General features: G+C 69.4%; 12 protein-coding genes and 2 rRNA genes. 5 read left to right on the top strand and 9 right to left on the bottom strand.

Going from position 1 to position 16408, the window contains the following annotated elements; all coding sequences use genetic code 11:
• Positions 1-11 precede the first annotated feature (11 nt).
• Positions 12-740, top strand: a complete 729-nt coding sequence (locus LY12_RS00090) for a DUF4191 domain-containing protein (RefSeq protein WP_253852487.1) — start codon at positions 12-14, stop codon at positions 738-740.
• A 141-nt stretch (positions 741-881) separates the two neighbouring features.
• On the opposite strand, the gene LY12_RS00085 is transcribed toward LY12_RS00090, so the two are convergent.
• Entirely contained in the window at positions 882-1358 is a 477-nt protein-coding gene (locus tag LY12_RS00085) for an RDD family protein (RefSeq protein ID WP_253852486.1), read from the bottom strand.
• A gap of 182 nt (positions 1359-1540) precedes the next feature.
• Between LY12_RS00085 and glnA the strand changes: the two genes are divergently transcribed.
• Positions 1541-2965 carry a type I glutamate--ammonia ligase gene (gene glnA / locus LY12_RS00080; RefSeq protein WP_253852485.1) on the top strand — a complete coding sequence of 475 codons (1425 nt, stop codon included), beginning with the start codon at positions 1541-1543 and terminating at the stop codon, positions 2963-2965.
• 143 nt (positions 2966-3108) lie between these two features.
• Here the strand turns inward: glnA and LY12_RS00075 are convergent, their stop codons facing one another.
• On the bottom strand, positions 3109-4875 hold the full coding sequence (locus LY12_RS00075) for an AMP-binding protein (RefSeq protein WP_253852484.1): 1767 nt from the start codon (positions 4873-4875) through the stop codon (positions 3109-3111).
• A 40-nt stretch (positions 4876-4915) separates the two neighbouring features.
• Positions 4916-8188: an acetyl-CoA carboxylase family protein gene (locus LY12_RS00070; RefSeq protein ID WP_253852483.1), complete on the bottom strand. Its 3273-nt coding sequence runs from the start codon at positions 8186-8188 to the stop codon at positions 4916-4918.
• A gap of 94 nt (positions 8189-8282) precedes the next feature.
• On the opposite strand from LY12_RS00070, the gene LY12_RS00065 reads away from it, so the two are divergent.
• From LY12_RS00065 to LY12_RS00055, 3 genes are all read left to right on the top strand, one after another.
• Complete coding sequence (locus LY12_RS00065) at positions 8283-8912, top strand: TetR/AcrR family transcriptional regulator (RefSeq protein WP_253852482.1); 630 nt, start codon at positions 8283-8285, stop codon at positions 8910-8912.
• 68 nt (positions 8913-8980) lie between these two features.
• Positions 8981-9172 (top strand): hypothetical protein, encoded by a 192-nt coding sequence (locus LY12_RS00060; RefSeq protein WP_253852481.1) that lies wholly within the window; start codon positions 8981-8983, stop codon positions 9170-9172.
• A gap of 3 nt (positions 9173-9175) precedes the next feature.
• A complete protein-coding gene (locus LY12_RS00055; protein ID WP_253852480.1) occupies positions 9176-10642 on the top strand; it encodes a sodium:solute symporter family protein in 1467 nt (488 codons plus the stop codon).
• 125 nt (positions 10643-10767) lie between these two features.
• On the opposite strand, the gene LY12_RS00050 is transcribed toward LY12_RS00055, so the two are convergent.
• The 6 genes from LY12_RS00050 to LY12_RS00025 form a co-directional block, all read right to left on the bottom strand.
• Complete coding sequence (locus LY12_RS00050; protein WP_253852479.1) at positions 10768-11199, bottom strand: acyl-CoA thioesterase; 432 nt, start codon at positions 11197-11199, stop codon at positions 10768-10770.
• Positions 11200-11268: 69 nt separating this feature from the next.
• Positions 11269-14235, bottom strand: coding sequence for a bifunctional [glutamine synthetase] adenylyltransferase/[glutamine synthetase]-adenylyl-L-tyrosine phosphorylase (locus tag LY12_RS00045; RefSeq protein WP_253852478.1), 2967 nt, complete (start codon positions 14233-14235; stop codon positions 11269-11271).
• 59 nt (positions 14236-14294) lie between these two features.
• Positions 14295-15047 (bottom strand): type 1 glutamine amidotransferase, encoded by a 753-nt coding sequence (locus tag LY12_RS00040; RefSeq protein ID WP_253852477.1) that lies wholly within the window; start codon positions 15045-15047, stop codon positions 14295-14297.
• Positions 15048-15155: 108 nt separating this feature from the next.
• Positions 15156-15701 (bottom strand): hypothetical protein, encoded by a 546-nt coding sequence (locus tag LY12_RS00035; RefSeq protein ID WP_253852476.1) that lies wholly within the window; start codon positions 15699-15701, stop codon positions 15156-15158.
• 366 nt (positions 15702-16067) lie between these two features.
• A 5S ribosomal RNA gene (rrf, locus tag LY12_RS00030) occupies positions 16068-16184 on the bottom strand.
• A 95-nt stretch (positions 16185-16279) separates the two neighbouring features.
• Positions 16280-16408: ribosomal RNA gene (locus LY12_RS00025) — 23S ribosomal RNA — on the bottom strand; the annotation flags it as partial.

The following is a 16408-nucleotide window of genomic DNA, read 5'->3' as shown; positions in this document are numbered from 1 at the left end:
TCCTGGCTCTTATGGCGGAGAAGCGGGACAAAGAGGCTGCCAAGCAGGCCAAGAAGGAAAAGCGGGCGGCGGGCAAGGCGCGCCGTGGCCAGATCTTCCAGGCGTTCCATATGCAGCGCAAGGAGGACAAGGCCCTGATCCCGTTGATGCTCGGGACCTTCCTGGTCATCGCTGGGTTGGTCTTCCTGCTCGGCATGTGGCTCGGCATCAAGTGGCTGCTGCTGCCGCTCGGCATCCTGCTCGGTGTGCTCGGCGCGATCATCCTGTTCGGTCGCCGCGTGCAGAAGAACGTGTTCGCGAAGGCCGAGGGCCAGCCGGGTGCAGGCGCGTGGGCGCTGGACAACCTGCGCGGCAAGTGGCGCGTCACGCAGACCGTGGCGGCGACCACGCAACTCGACGCCGTACACCGGGTGCTCGGTGGGCCGGGCGTGGTCCTCGTCGCCGAAGGAGCTCCGCACCGGGTGAAGAATCTGCTGTCGCAGGAGAAGAAGCGTATCGCCCGACTGGTCGGTGAAACCCCGATCTACGAGGTGATCATCGGCGACGAGGAGGGGCAGGTTCCGCTGCGGAAGCTCCAGAACCACCTCATGAAGCTGCCGCGCAACCTCAAGGGACCGCAGGTCGACGCCCTCGAGACGAAGCTGTCCGCCCTGGGCAACCGCGGTGCCGCGATGCCGAAGGGCCCGATGCCTCAGGGGGCCAAGATGCGCAACGTCCAGCGGACCGTCCGCCGCCGCTGACCCGCAGTCGCACTCGGTTCACCCGCAGCGGGGGGCCGCTTCCCACGACGGGAGGCGGCCCCCGCTTCGTGTGGTCCGGCTGCAGGCGGGAAGGTCCGGCGTGTTCGGGGCGTTCGCGGGTTCGCCGCTGCCCGCACCGGTTCAGCGCATGCGGACGACGACGGTGCCGGTGAGGCGGTCGTGCCAGCCGCGGGCGTCGGTGTTACGCACCGCGGCGGGAACGATGAGGAACGTCAGACCGCAGCGCACGAGGGCGCGCCACAGCCCGGGAACGCCGCCGCCGTCGAGCCTGCCGATGCGGATGCCGCAGAGCGCCATGCCCGGGGTGAAGCTGAACCATGCCGCGGACACGACCGTGATGAAGGCCCAGGTACCCAGTGACCACAGGTTGAACGACTCCATGACGGCCATGTCGTCGACGTCGGGCCGGACGAACAACGCGGTCAGCAGCGAGGCCAGCAGCAGGTCGGCGATCAGGCCAAGGAACCGGCGGCTCGAGCCGGCGGCCGCGCCGACGCCGTCGGCGGGCAGGCCGAGCCGCTCGCCGGGCCACCGCGGCGGGTCCTGATCGGCCGCCGCGGACAGATTCGCGAGCCACTCTCCGGTCCATCGAGCCACACGAACAGGGTATGCCGCCGGTTCGGCGCTGCCCCGAGCGCCCTGACGTGGGAGTATCCGATATTCGCCGATCCGTTAACCCCGGTGAAACATACGGGTGACGGTCGGGCAACAACGCCCTCTTAGCTTGGGCCGAAGAGAGCAATGCTCACGCGAGCTCGACCTAGAAGGAGTCACCGAGGGTGTCCACTACTGCCGACGATGTCCTGCGTCTCATTGCTGACGAGGACGTGCAATTCATCGATGTGAGGTTCTGCGACCTTCCGGGGATCATGCAGCACTTCACCGTCCCCGCCAAGTCTTTCGACGCGGACGCGTTCGAAGAGGGACTCGCCTTCGACGGCTCCTCGGTTCGGGGTTTCCAGTCGATCCACGAGTCGGACATGCTGCTGCTGCCGGACCCGGCGACCGCGAAGATCGACCCGTTCCGGCAGGCCAAGACGCTGGCGATGAACTTCTTCGTGCACGACCCGTTCACGCGCGAGCCCTACAGCCGCGACCCGCGCAACATCGCGCGCAAGGCCGAGCAGTACATCTCCGAGTCGGGTGTGGCCGACACCGTGTTCTTCGGTTCGGAGGCCGAGTTCTACGTCTTCGACGACGTGCGCTTCGACTCGTCGGAGAACGCCACGTTCCACGAGATCGACTCCGTCGAGGGCTGGTGGAACACGGGCCGCAAGGAAGAGGGCGGCAACAAGGGCTACAAGACCAAGTTCAAGGGCGGCTACTTCCCCGTGCCGCCGGTCGACCACTACGCCGACCTGCGTGACGAGATCTCCCAGCACCTGATGGGCTCGGGTTTCGAGCTCGAGCGCGCCCACCACGAGGTCGGCACCGCGGGCCAGGCCGAGATCAACTACAAGTTCAACACGATGCTGCACGCTGCCGACGACCTGCAGCTGTTCAAGTACATCGTGAAGAACACGGCGTTCGAGAACGGCAAGACGGCCACGTTCATGCCGAAGCCGCTCTACGGTGACAACGGCTCGGGCATGCACTGCCACCAGTCGCTGTGGAAGGACGGGGCGCCGCTGTTCTACGACGAGTCCGGGTACGCCGGCCTGTCGGACGTGGCGCGTCACTACATCGGCGGCATCCTCGCCCACGCGCCGAGCCTGCTGGCGTTCACCAACCCGACCGTGAACTCGTACCACCGGCTCGTGCCCGGCTACGAGGCCCCGGTCAGCCTGGTGTACTCGCAGCGCAACCGTTCCGCGTGCGTCCGCATCCCGATCACGGGCAACAACGCCAAGGCCAAGCGCATCGAGTTCCGCTGCCCCGACTCGTCCGGCAACCCGTACCTGGCGTTCGCCGCGATGATGATGGCCGGCCTTGACGGCATCAAGAACAAGATCGAGCCGCCGGAGCCGATCGATAAGGACCTGTACGAGCTTCCGCCGGAGGATGCCAAGGACGTCAAGCAGGTTCCGGCCGACCTGGAGACCGTGCTCGCCAACCTCGAGGCCGACCACGACTACCTGCTCGAAGGCGGCGTGTTCACCCCCGACGTCATCGAGAAGTGGATCGCCTACAAGCGCGAGGAAGAGATCGACCCGCTGCGGCTGCGTCCGCACCCGTACGAGTTCGCCCTCTACTACGACTGCTGATCGTCGCGAGGTTCCGACCTCCGAAATCACTCCGGAAACGGCCCGTGGCCTGCGGAAACATCGTGAGATGCGTTCCGTCGGCCACGGGCCGTCCGCTGTTGGCGGCCGTACCGAGCGTCACGCCGCGCCTCCTGCCTGATCGCTCAGCGACGGGTGTCGACGATCTGCTGTGCCCGGTCGGCGAGCTCCACCTTCCTGATCTTGCCGGTGGCGGTCATCGGAAACTCCTCGACAATCTCCACCACAGGGACCTTGTAGCCGGCCATCTGGTCCCGCGCCCACGTCCGCAGGTCCTCGGGGTCGAGGGCTGCCTCGGGGTTCGGATTCACGAACGCGACCGGTGTCTGCCCGGTGTCCGGGTGATCGGCAGCGACGACCGCTGCCGTGCGGACGTCCGGGTGGCCACACAGCAGCAGTTCGACCTCGGCCGGGAACACGCTCATCCCGTTGACCTTGATCATGTCCTTGTCGCGGCCCAGGTAGTGCAGGCAGCCCCGGTCGTCGATGCGGCCGTTGTCGCCGGTGTGCAGCCAACCGCCGACCAGCTGCCGCGCGGTGGCCTCGGGCTTGTTCCAGTAACCGGTCATCACCGACGGGCTGCGCACCAGGATCTCTCCGGCCTCGCCCGGCGGCAGCGGCCTCCCGGTGGTGAAGTCGACCACGGCGACGTCGGTACCCGGCACCGGCAGCCCGCAGAACACGGGTTCCGCGCGCAGATCGGCGTCGTCACCTGCCAGACCGAACGGAGTGACGTCCATGGTGTGCGTCTCGGTCATTCCGTACGCCCCCTCCCGCAGCACCGAGTGGTCGCCGACCGCGGCCTGCCAGGCGGCGCGGACCTCGGGCGTCATCTTGCGTACGAACGAGACCGCCATCGGGTCCCGCAGTGTCGAGAGGTCCCGCTCGCCGAGATCGGGCCGGTCCAGCAGCTCCAGGTAGTTCTCCACGGTGCCGACCATGGTGGTGGCACCGTGGGTCTCGATGGCATCCAGCACGGCGCGGGCGTTCCACCGTGGTAGCAGCGCCACTGTGCCGCCGAGCACCAGCGGGTTGAGGATGCCGAGGTTCTCCCCCGCGATCCAGAAGATCGGGATGTAGCAGACCGCCACGAATCCGGTCTCGTCGCTCTCCCGGGTAGCCCCGGCCGAGGACGCGGCGGTGTAGATCATGTGCCGTTGGGTGTGCTGGCACCCCTTCGGCAGCCCGGTGGTGCCGCCGGTGTAGTTGAGCGCCGCGAGCGCGTCAACGTCCCGGGAGCGAACCGGCGCCGGGGTGCACGTGGCCGCCTCAGCCCAGCGGGTGACTTCACCCGCGACCGTGGTGGGCGGGCTCTCCTCGCGTGCCAGCTCCCGCGGCCCCGTCACCAGCACGCGCGCCACGTTCACGCCGTCGGCGTCCAGCGCAGTCGCCAACCGCGGATACAGCTCGTCGAAGGTGACCACCACGGTGGCGCCGGAGTCGGCCAGTTCGTAGCTCAGCTCGGTGGCCTGGAACATCGGGTTCACCGGGACGTGCACCGCACCGAGTCGCAGCGCGGCCAGCATGGTGATCACGAACTGCGGCGCGTTCGGCATGAACACCGCAACCCTGTCCCCGGCGACCACGCCGACCGACTCCAGCCAGCCGGCGATCCTGGCGACCCGGTCGGCCAGATCGGCATAGCTGATCCGGGCGCCCTCGAACGCGATGGCGGTGGTCTCCGGGCGCCGCCGCGCCCACTCGTCGACGTGCTCGGGCAGTGTGATCTCGCCCAGCGGATAGTGCACCCGTTGCGGAGTCCCGGCGGGGCGGAGCCGCTCCTGCCGGGGGCGCAAGCCGGCGAGGTAGGTCTCCAACGCGCGGGCGGTCTCGGTCCTGTGGTTCTCCGCGGCGGCTGCCGCAGTCTCGGTCGCAGGGGTGTCCGCGGTCATCGGCGTCGTCCTCTCGGTGGCGGTGTCGGGATGGTCCGGGTCACCAGGTGTCCACGAAGCCGCGTCGGGCCGTGGGCACCTCGGCGGGTATCGCGGCCAGCACGCGGGCACGCGTCTCAGCCGGGTCGATGACGTCGTCGATCTCGAACACCATCGCCGCGTTGATCGCCTTGCCGTGCCGGTACTGCTCGGCCACGAGTTCCTCGTAGCGCTGCTGCCGTTCGGCCGGGTCGTCGATCTCCTCCAGTTCCCGCCGGTAGCCCAACCGCACCGCGCCCTCGAGCCCCATTCCGCCCAGCTCGCCGGTGGGCCAGGACAGCGTCGCCGCGGGCACCTTGAAACTGCCACCGGCCATCGACTGCGCGCCCAGTCCGTAGGCCTTGCGCAGCAGTACCGTGACCAGCGGCACCGTCAACTTGGCGCCGGTGACGAACAGACGGCTGAAGTGGCGCACCGTCGCGGTCTTTTCCGCTTCCGGGCCGACCATGAAGCCGGGGGTGTCACACAGCGAGAGCACCGGCAACCCGTGCGCCTCGCACAACTGCAGGAACCGGGCGGCCTTGTCGGCTGCCGGGGTGTCGATCGCACCGCCCAGGTGCGCCGGGTTGTTGGCGATCAGCCCCATCGGGCGGCCCTCGACGCGGATCAGTGCGGTGACGATGCCGCTGCCGAAGTCGCGGCGCAGCTCCAGCACCGAGCCGGTGTCGGCGACCAGGTCGATCACCCTTCGTACGTCGTAGACACGCACCCGGTTCTCCCCGATCACGTGGCGCAGCGTCCGCTGATCGGCCGCATCCCAGTCCGCGACCGGGCCTTGGAAGTAGGACAGGTACCGTCGCGCCACCGCGACCGCCTCGGCCTCGTCCTCGACCAGCACGTCGATCACCCCGTTGGGTGCCTGCACGTCGGTCGGGCCGACCTCCTCGGGGCGGTACACGCCGAGTCCGCCGCCCTCGATCATCGCCGGCCCGCCCATGCCGATGGTGGCGTCGCGGGTGGCGATGATGACGTCGCAGCAGCCGAGCAGCGCGGCGTTGCCCGCGAAACAGCGGCCGGTGGCGATGCCGATCGTGGGCACGATCCCGTTGAGCCGCCCCATGGTGACGAACGTGGGAACGTCCAGTCCGGCGGCGCCGCCGTGATCGGTGTCGCCCGGCCGGCCACCACCGCCCTCGGCGAACAGCACCACCGGGATCCGCTGCTGTTCGGCGAGCTCCAGCAGCCGGTCGGTCTTGCGGTGGTTGCGCATCCCCTGGGTACCGGCGAGCACCGTGTAGTCGTAGGAGAGCACCGCGGCACGTCCGCCGTTGATGCGGGCCACCCCGGTGACCATGCCGTCGGCCGGGGTGTTGGTGATCAGGTCCTCCTGACTGCGCCGACGGCTCTGGGCGGCGACCGCGAGTGCGCCGTACTCGGCGAAGCCGTCCTCGTCGACCAGGTCGGCGATGTTCTCCCTGGCGGTTCGGTGCCCGCTGCGCCGCCGCTTGGAGACCGCCCCGGGGCGCGCCTCGTCCAGCCCGATCCGGTGCCGCTCGATCACCTCCGCCAGGTCGGGGCGGAGGTGATCGGGGTCGATCGCGACCTCGTCGGCCCGCACCCCGCTCTGTTCCTCGTCGGGCTGCAGCCGCACCAGTTCCCCGCCGTCGGCGGCGACGTCACCAGCGGCGACCAGCACTTGCTCGACCACGCCGTCCAGCGGCGCCGCGACGACATGCTCCATCTTCATCGCCTCCAGCACCACCACCGGTGTGCCGGCGAGCACGTGGTCGCCGGGAGTGACCGGGACGTCGACCACCGTGCCGGGGAACTCGGCGACGACGCTGCCCGACCCGGCCCGCACCGCGAACTCCTCCGCGGCCGGTACGAAGTCGGAAACGTGCTCGTCGAAGAAGCCCGTGGTGATCTCACCGGCGGCGAACGCCGGATGGGCCAACAGTCGGTCCAACACGCCGATGTTGGTGGTGACGCCATCGACCTCGGTCTCGGCCAGCGCCTCCCGAGCAGCCGCGGCGCCGGCGGCGAGGTCGGGCCGCGGGATGTGACTGACGATCTTCGCCAGCAGTGAGTCGTAGCGGCCGGCGATCTCCATCCCCGCGGTGCCGTGACTGTCGACTCGGACACCCGGGCCGCCAGGCAACTGCAGTGTCGCGATCCGGCCCGCCGCGGCGACGGAGGTCCCGTCCGGCTGCAGCCGCTCCGTGTTGATCCGCAGTTGCACCGCGAGCCCGCGCGGAGCCGGGATCCGGTCCTGGGTCAGCCCGATCGCCGCCAGCGACGCACCCGCCGCGATCCGCAGCTGAGCGGACACCAGGTCGAGGCCGAGCACCTCCTCGGTGACGGTGTGCTCCACCTGCACCCTCGGGTTGACCTCCAGGAAGTAGAACCGTTCCGGATGGTCGGCGTCGACAAGGAACTCCACGGTGGCCAGCCCGGCCAAACCGACGTCGGCGCCGATCCGCGTGGCTGCCGCCAGCAGCGGCTCCCGGTGTTCGGCGGCGAGGGTGACGCACGGCGCCGTTTCGACGACCTTCTGGTGCCGTCGTTGCAGCGAGCAGTCCCGGTCGTACAGGTGGGCGATGCCGCCGTTGCCGTCGCCGATGATCTGCACCTCGACATGGCGGGCACGGGGCAGGTATTGCTCGGCGTAGAGTTCCCCGCTGCCGAAGCCGCGCTCGGCCTCCGAGCGACACCGCTGCCAGGCGTCGTCCAGCTCTCCGGTATCGCGGACGATGCGCATCCCGCGCCCGCCACCGCCGCCCACCGCCTTGACCATCACCGCGCCGTCCTCGCCGAGTCGTCGCAGGAGCGCCGCAGCGTCGGCAGGGCCGACGCCTGCCGGGGTGGCGGGCAGCACCGGCACCTGCAACGACACCGCCAGTTCCCGGGCGCGCGCCTTGTCACCCAGCAGCGCCAGCGTCTCCGCGCCCGGGCCGACGAAGGTCACGCCTGCCTTGTCGCAGAGCCGGACGAGCTCGGCGCTCTCACTGAGGAATCCGTAGCCGGGGTGAAGCAGGGTGCAGTCCTGCTCGACGGCGGCCCGGACCAGCCGCTCGGCGTCCAGGTAGCCGGTCTCGTCGGGCAGCGCCACAGCGGCGTCGGCCAGCGACACCACCCGTCCTTCCCGATCGCCGGGGGTGTGGACCGCGACGGTGCGGTATCCCAGCCCGCGAGCGGCCCGGTGGATACGCACGGCGATCTCGCCACGGTTGGCGATGAGGACGACCGGGCTCGGGGCCGACTCGGGCCCCGACCGGAGCGACGACTGGGACACCGATGGCGACAACGGAAAGACCTCCGAGCTGGTCGTGAACACCGCATCGAGTCGTGGTGGCTCGACCCGGCTCCACTCGGGACATGAGCTGGCTCACACCCTACGTTTGACATTGACGCCAATGTCAACTCTTATTGTGTCCGTGGTCACACAGCAGCCATGGGCAACCCGAGAGAAGTACGACCGTGCCGACAGCGCCACCCGGGCCACTCTCGTCGCCGCCGCACAACGGACCTTCGAGAACCTCGGGTACGCCCGCACCACCATCGACCGGATCACCGAGGATGCCGGCGTCTCGCGCGCCACCTTCTACGTCTACTTCGCCTCCAAACAGGAGGTGTTCGGCGTGGTCGCCCAGCAGGTCCGCGACCGGATGGTCGCGGCGCAGGACCTCGGCGAGATCGACGCCGACGACGTCAGGGCCGTCGCCGAGGCGACGAACGCCGCCTACCTCGACGCCTACACCGCCAACCTCGCCTTCCTCACCGTGCTGGAACACCAGTCGCTGGTGGACCCGGAGATGGAGGCGCTGTGGGAGCAGTTCCACACCCGTTCCCGGGAGCGCACCGCGCGCTACGTCCGCCGACAGACGGAGCGTGGCGTCCTCGATCCGGCGGCCTCGCCCGACGCGATCGCCCGGGCCGGCGGCGGCATGGTCGCCAACTTCGCACCACTGGTTCGCAGCGAACCCGGTCTCCGCGAACAGGCCATTGCCGACCTGACCGCCATGTTCCTGCGTCTGGTCGGCCTGGACGACCGGGCCTGAGTCGGCGCGTCACCGCACCCACCCGTGTTCCCCGTATCCCCGAGAGCGAGGCCCTCGTGTCCCGTGCCATGCCCACCGCGACTCGCGGCGAGATCGGCCTGCTGGTCGGCATCACCGCGCTGGCCGCCGTCGCCCTCACACCGCTGTTCGACGACGTCGAGATCGCCGGCGTCGCCCTGATCGCCTGGCTGCTCTGGTTCACCATGGTCGCCGCACCGGTCGGCGGTCTCATCCTTGCGTTGCGGTCGAAGGAGGACTGACCGATGACCCTGATGATCGTCCTCGGCTACTTCCTCGTCCTCATCGCGATCGGCATGGTCGCCTACCGCAGGGTGCGCCACTCCACCGACGAGTTCTTCGTCGCCGGCCGCAGCCTGGGCACCTTCGTGAACTCGTGGGCGTTCATCGCCTCGCTGGCCAGTGGTGGCTCGGTGATGGCGAGCGTGGGCAGCGCCCTGGCGCTGGGATTCCCGTTTGCCGCCGCCCTGGTCGCCGGCGCCCCGGTGGGATTCGTGGTGGCGTCGGTGCTGGTCGCCCGGCCCCTGAGGAGATTGGGCAAGTACACCGTGCCCGACTTCTTCAACTCCCGGTTCGACAGTCCAATGATGCGCGTGGTGGTGCCGGTGCTCGTCGTGGTCGCCAGCAGCGCCTACATCATTTCGCAGCTGAAGGGCTCCGCCATCGTCGCGGGCCATCTGCTCGGCTGGGACTACCAGACCGCGCTGTGGGTCGCGGGCCTCGTCTTCGTCCTCTACGTCTCCATCGGCGGCTTCCTGTCGGTGACCTGGAACGACATCTTCCAGGGAATCCTGCTGTTCTCCTGCATGGTCGGCCTCGGCGTCGCCGCGTTCAGCGCGATGGGCGACTTCCCGACCGCATGGAACGCCACCCTGGAGGCGTACCCGGCACTCACCGGCGCCGCCGATGCCCACTCGACCTGGTCCTATGTCGGCGCCTTCCTGACCTGGGCGACCGCGATCTCGGTGCTGCCGCACGTGATCATGCGGGTCTACTCCGCGCGCAACGTCCGGTCCGCACGAGTCTCCCTCAACACCGCGATGCTGCTTTACGGCGTCATGATGCTCATCGTCGCCATTGTCCTCGTGCCTGCGGCCGCGACGCTGCTGCCGAACGCGGACGTCACCGATCCCGATGCCCTCTTCCTCACCCTGGCCGACCGTGTCTTCGGCCCGGTCGGCCAGGGTGTGCTGGCCGCCGCCGTACTCGCCGCGATCATGTCCACCACCGCGGGACTGCTGATGGCCTGTAACTCCGCCATCGGCCACGACCTCTACCGCGGCATCCTGCGCCCGCAGGCCGGCCAGAAGGAGGTCATCCGGGTGACGCAGGTCGCGACCTGGGTGATCGGGATCCTGTGCATTCTGCTGGCGATCAACCCGCCGGAGTTCCTGATCGTGCTGTACACCGCCGCGGTGGCACTGCTGGCGTCCGCGTTCTTCGCCCCGATGGTGCTCGGCATCTGGTGGCGTCGCACTACCGCGGCCGGCGCAGGGGCCGGGATGGTCGGCGGTGCCGTACTGTTCGGCCTCGCCTTCACGATGGACCTGCCCACGTCCTCGGAGGTGCTGATCGGGCTGCCGGCATCGTTCCTGCTCACCATCGCGGTCAGCCTGGTGACCTCGTCCGGCCGTGACGACGACGTGCGGGACGCCTGGCTGGCCACCCAGGCAACCGACGAGGCGGCGGCGGACGCCGAGCCGACGCGCTGAGTTACCGAGCACGCCACGAGCCACCGACCCGGTTCGCGGCCGGCGGGCTCTTCCTCACACGAGAAGCGCCGACGCGGGCGTGGCTCGCGTCGGCGCTCGGGCAGGCTCGGAACTGGCGTTGGGGTTCAGCTGCCGCGCAGCAGGTCCAGATCGACACCCGCGTCGCGGATGCGTTCCATCGGGGCGGGCACGAGCTTGCGCTTCTCCAGGTCCATCAGGCCGAGGGTGGACTCGATCTCTGCGGAGACCGTGCCGTCGAGCTTGGTGATCACGTTGTCCATCCAGAAGACCTTCTTGTCCTCCTCGAACCGGGCCACGCACGACACGGTGGCCTCGTCACCGAAGCGCAGTTCCCTGCGGAACCGGATGTGCGATTCCAGCATCACGATGCCGATGCCCTGCTTGATGAGCCCCTCGGTGACACCCGCGGCGACCGCGAGCTCGGTGCGCGCGACCTCGCCGTACTGGTGGTACACGGCATGGTTCAGGTGGCCGTTCGGGTCCAGCTCGTACGTGCGGACCTTGGCCTGGATCGAGAAGGGTTCACGCTCAGTCACACGTGCCACCGTAAACGGCGCGGGCGAGACCGGTCCCCCGAAGGTGAGCAGCCGCTCACCACGCCACCGTCACTGCTCGTAGAACAGCCGCTCGACGACGGCGTGCGCCCGTCGGGTCGTCTTCCGGTACGCGTCGAGGAACTCGCCCGCGTCGTCATCCACGCCGTAGCCGAACAGGCTCGCCACCGCGGTCAGCTCACGACCCGAGGTCGGCAACTGGTCGACGGCCTTGCCCCGGACCAGCATCGCCGCGTTGCGCGCCCTGGTGGCCAGCAACCACGCCTCGCGCAGCGCCTCGACGTCCTCGTGGGCGGCGAGACCGGCCTCGGCCATCGCATCGAGCGCCGCAGGCGTCGACGTGGTCCGCAACTGCGGAAGGTCGTGCGCATACCGCAGTTGGGCCAGCTGGACGGTCCACTCGACGTCGGCCAGCCCGCCGCGGCCGAGTTTCGTGTGCATCGTCGGGTCGGCGCCGCGCGGCATACGCTCCGTGTCGACCCGGGCCTTGATCCGGCGCACCTCCCGGAGTTTGGCCGCGTCGAGCCCGCCCTCCGGGTACCGGAACGGGTCGATCGCGGCGACGAACCGGTCACCGAGGTCGGTGTCACCGGCGAGGAACCGCGCCCGCAGCAACGCCTGCGACTCCCACACCTCGCCCCAGCGTTCGTAGTACGCCCGATAGGACTCGAACGTCCGCACCAGCGGTCCGCTGCGTCCCTCGGGGCGAAGGTTGGCGTCGACCTCCAGCGCCGGGTCCTGGGACGGTGCGCCGAGCATGCTGCGCACCGTCTCGGCGACGGTCGTGGCGAATTTGAGCGCCTGTTCGTCGGTGGCGTTCTCGCCGCGCTCGCACACGAACAGGACGTCGGCGTCGGAACCGTAGCCGAGTTCGCCGCCGCCGAGCCTGCCCATGCCGATCACGGCGATCCGCGCGGGCACGCCACCGGCCTGCGCCTGCTGGTACCGGGTCGCAGCTTCAAGCGCTGCCTGCAGCACCGCCGCCCACACCGACGACAACGCATCGCACACCGACGGCACGTCCAGCAGTCCGAGCACGTCCGCACACGCGACGCGCAACAGCTCGTGCCTGCGCAGCGACCGCGCCGTCGCGACCGCGGCGTCCAACCCCGGCTGCCGGCGTGCCGCCGCCCGCAGTGACGTCGCCGTCTCCGTGGGCGGGCGGTCGCGGAGACGTTCGGCGTCGCCGAGCATGTGCAGCACCTCGGGCGCCCGCACCAGCAGGTCGGGAACGAGCCGTGACGTGCCCAGCAGCGTCGCGAGGTTCTCCACGACGGCCGCCTCGTCCCGCAGTACGCGCAGGTACCACGGCGTGTCGGCCAGCTCCTCGGACACGCGCCGGTAGGCCAGCAGCCCACCGTCCGGTTCCGGGGTGTCGGCCAACAGATCCAGCAACACGGGAAGCAACGTCTGTTGAATCGCCGCGCGCCTGCTCACCCCGGTGGTGAGCGCACGAATGTGCTGCAGCGCGCCTTCCGGGGAGGCGAACCCGAGCGCGGTGAGGCGCTGCTGCGCCTGTTTCGCCGTCAACCGGAGCGCCGCGCTGGGCACCCGCGCAACGGCCTCCAGCAACGGCCGGTAGAACAGCTTCTCGTGCAGTCGGCGGATCCGCCCGACGTGCTTGCGGAACTCGTGGTCGAGCTGTTCGGCGCGGGACCGCGCCCGCGACGAACGGATACCCGAAGCCCTGGCCAGCCATCGCAATGCAGCGGTGTCGTCGGGTTCCGGGTACAGGTGGGTGCGGCGCAACGCGCGCAGCTGCAGGCGGTGCTCGAGGACGCGGAGGAACTCGTACGACTCGGCCATCTCCTCGGCGTCGGTTCTCGCGACGTAGCCGCCGGTGCCGAGTGCGGCGAGCGCGTCGAGTGTGGAGGCCGACCGCAGCTCGTGGTCGACCCGACCGTGCACCAGTTGCAGCAGCTGCACCGCGAACTCGACGTCACGCAGGCCGCCCCGGCCGAGTTTCAACTCCCGATCGGCGATCTCGGCGGGGATGTGCTTCTCCACGCGGCGGCGCATGTGCTGCACGTCGGCGACGAAGTTGTCGCGCTCCGCGGCGGCCCACACCATCGGTGCGACGAGCTCGGCGTACCTGCGGCCCAGCTCGGCGTCGCCCGCGGCGGGGCGGGCCTTGAGCAGCGCCTGGAACTCCCACGTGCGCGCCCACTTCTTGTAGTACGCCTCGTGGCCGTCGAGTGTGCGCACCAGCGCGCCTGCTTTGCCTTCGGGCCGCAGTGCCGCGTCGACCTCGAAGCACGCCTTGCCGACGATCCGCATCATCGCGGTCGCCAACCGGGTGCCGACCTGCAGGTCGCCGTCGCCGACGAACACCACGTCGACGTCGCTGACGTAGTTCAGTTCATGACCACCGCATTTGCCCATGGCGATCACGGCGAGCGTGGCGTCGGCGGCGTCCCGCGTCTCACGGGCGGCCACGGTCAGCCCCGCCTGCAACGCGGCGTCGGCGGCGGCCGTCAGCGCGTGGGTCGTGTGCACGAACGTCGCCGCTTCCACCTGCGATTCGACGAGGTGACCGAGGTCGGCCCCGGCGATCTCCAGCACCAGCCCCCGGTATGCCCTGCGCAGTGCCTGCTCGGCGGCGGGACCGGTCATGACCTCGCCGTCGGAGCGGACCGAAGCCTGCAACTGCGCGGCGTACTCGGCGGCCGCCGTCGGGGTGGCGAGCCGGCGCCACTGGCCCGGTGAGCCGACGAGGTAGTCGCCCAGCGCCGTGGAGGAACCGACGACGGCGAGCAGCTTCCCGCGCATGACCGGGTCGCTGCGCAGCGCCGTGTCGAGGTCGGCCCAGCCGTCACGGTCGGCCTCGCGGATGCGGTCGATGGTGCGCAGCGCCAGGTCCGGGTCGGGGGCGTTGGCGAGCGCCGCGAGTACCGGTTCGGCGCCGGAGACCGGCCCGGTGTCGGTCCACCACCCCGCGGCGTGCAGTTCGGCGGCGGCATGGTCCGAGGTGAAACCGAACCTGGCCGTCGAGGCCGCGGGACGAACGCTGTCTACCATCGGCTCCTACCGTAGTCCGGCCAGCGGTGACACGGATGGTGCAGTCGGGCCAGGTGTCCTCAGGCCAACGGCAGTCCGCGCCGTGGGTCCTCCGCGGCGCGGAGCCTGCCGGCTGCGAGGTCGACGAAGCGGCGTGCGAACGGCCGCCACGTCTCGTCGATGTCGGCGTGCATGCGGTCCACCGTGTCGGCGTCGAACGCACCGGGTTTGGCCGCGGCCGCCACGTCGGGGGATCGAGCCACCCATGCGTCGACGATGTCGCGGGTCGTTTCGATGTGGAACTGCAGCCCGTAGGCGCGCCTGCCGATGCGGAACGCCTGATGCGGGTACAGCGGCGTCGACGCGAGCAACGTCGCCGCCGTGGGCAACGTGTCGATGACGTCCCGGTGGAACTCCAGGACGTCCTGCATCAGTGGCAGCTCGGCGAACAGCGGGTCCTTCCACGCCGCGTCCTTCTTCGACACGAGTTGCGGCCCGGCCTCCGGGCCCTGCGGCCCGGGGCGCACCACGCCGCCTGTCGCGGCGGCGAGCAGTTGCCCGCCGAGGCACACGCCGAGTGTCGCGACGCCGGCCGCGGTGGTTCTGCTCAGCAGCATCCGAATGTCGGCGAGGTACGGGTGAGCCTCGTCGTCGAACGCACCCATCCCACCGCCGAGGCACACGACGCCGTCGTACTCGTCGGCGTCCGCGGGGATGTCGTCGACGCCGGCCAGCTTCACATCGAGTGTCGCGCCCGCTTCGGTCAACCAGTCGCCGAGCGCGCCCACCGGGACCGACCCGTCCGGCTGCACCACCAAGATCCGCGTACTCACGCGGCCAGTCTATGCCCGATCTTCACCGGTCGATCGGACACGTGAACGCGTCCGGCGATTGGGCCTGGTGGTCTGCCGTTCCCACCGGTGAGGAAAGTCGGCGGGCCGTCAGCCGATCACGAGCACAGTCTCGGCCGAGCCGTGCGTGCATCGTCGCGGGACTCCCGTGACGTCACCGCTCGCCACGGACGTCGCCGCGACCTCGAGGTGCTCGCCGGCGGCCGTGGTGCCCAGTGCGGGTGTGGTCACGGACGGCCGGTCTCCGCGAAGGACGAAGTCTGCATCGCCGCCGAACACCAGCAGCCGCGGCCGGCCTTCGGATTGGAGGGCCAGGCAGCTTCCCGGGCCGACGATGAGTTTTCCTGTCTGCCGTTCGCTCGTCCCTTCGGGCCGACCGGAGGTGGTCAACCCGAACGGTCCGTGGCCCGTCGCCTGGATCGTCAGCGCCGACGTGTTCCCGCTCTGGTTATCGGCCGTGTTCCTACTCTGGGTTTCCGCATCGGAGGGTGATCCGTGGGACCTGTTGCCCGTCTGGGTCGTTTCCGCGTTACCGCCGGTGGGCGTTTCGTCCTCGCCGGCGCCACCACACCCCGACAGACCCAGGGTGAAGGCCAGCGTTGCGGTCGCCAGACTGACTGCGCGGATCTTGTCCACCGATTCCTCCTCCCACGGACAGACCTCTCTCATCGACCGGCCTTTTCCGACCCCGCGTTCTTCTCGACCGGCTCGCCCATCCGAACCTTATCCACACAATCGAGCCTTATCCGCACAATGCATCGGCTCCGCCCAACGGAATACGCACCGGATCGTCAACGGACGCAGCCGTCAACCGACCCGGCCGACGTACGAGTGTTCGGCTCAGCCGCAGCGGTAACGGAATGGGATCTCGTCCTCCGGCGGTGCACGTGGTGTGGTGTGGTGTTGTGTATAGAGCACAAAAGAAGAGGGGCCTGTCGGCGAGACCGTGACCCCGAGGACGGGGTGGTTCTCGAGCCGACAGGCCCCTTCTTTTGTGGTTAAGTTCGGCGGTGTCCTACTCTCCCACACCCCTTCGGATGCAGTACCATCGGCGCTGGCAGGCTTAGCTTCCGGGTTCGGAATGGGACCGGGCGTACCCCTACCGCTATCACCACCGAAACACTACGAAACAACACATGCTGTCGCTTCCCCACACACCCGCGTGTGGGGTGGTGTGGTGTTTCAGGATCGTAGAGTGGGTGCGTAGCATCTTCGTGGGCAAGTCCTCGGCCGATTAGTACCAGTCCACTCCAACACACATTACTGCGCTTCCATGTCTGGCCTATCAACCCAATCATCTCTTGGGGGCCTTAACCCATCACGGGTGGGAGACCTCATCTAGG

Origin of the sequence: Prauserella alba, from assembly GCF_024171735.1 — a bacterium.
Classification (GTDB): domain Bacteria; phylum Actinomycetota; class Actinomycetes; order Mycobacteriales; family Pseudonocardiaceae; genus Prauserella; species Prauserella alba.
The sequence above is the reverse complement of the archived record's forward strand: the minus strand, read 5'-3'. Positions and strand labels throughout refer to the sequence as shown.

Bases quoted from the DNA above. Each gene is read 5' to 3' on its own strand.
- LY12_RS00045 (WP_253852478.1), bottom strand. From the start codon at position 14,235: ATGGTAGACAGCGTTCGTCCCGCGGCCTCGACGGCCAGGTTCGGTTTC.
- LY12_RS00055 (WP_253852480.1), top strand. From the start codon at position 9,176: ATGACCCTGATGATCGTCCTCGGCTACTTCCTCGTCCTCATCGCGATC.
- LY12_RS00060 (WP_253852481.1), top strand. From the start codon at position 8,981: ATGCCCACCGCGACTCGCGGCGAGATCGGCCTGCTGGTCGGCATCACC.
- LY12_RS00075 (WP_253852484.1), bottom strand. From the start codon at position 4,875: ATGACCGCGGACACCCCTGCGACCGAGACTGCGGCAGCCGCCGCGGAG.
- LY12_RS00090 (WP_253852487.1), top strand. From the start codon at position 12: ATGGCGGAGAAGCGGGACAAAGAGGCTGCCAAGCAGGCCAAGAAGGAA.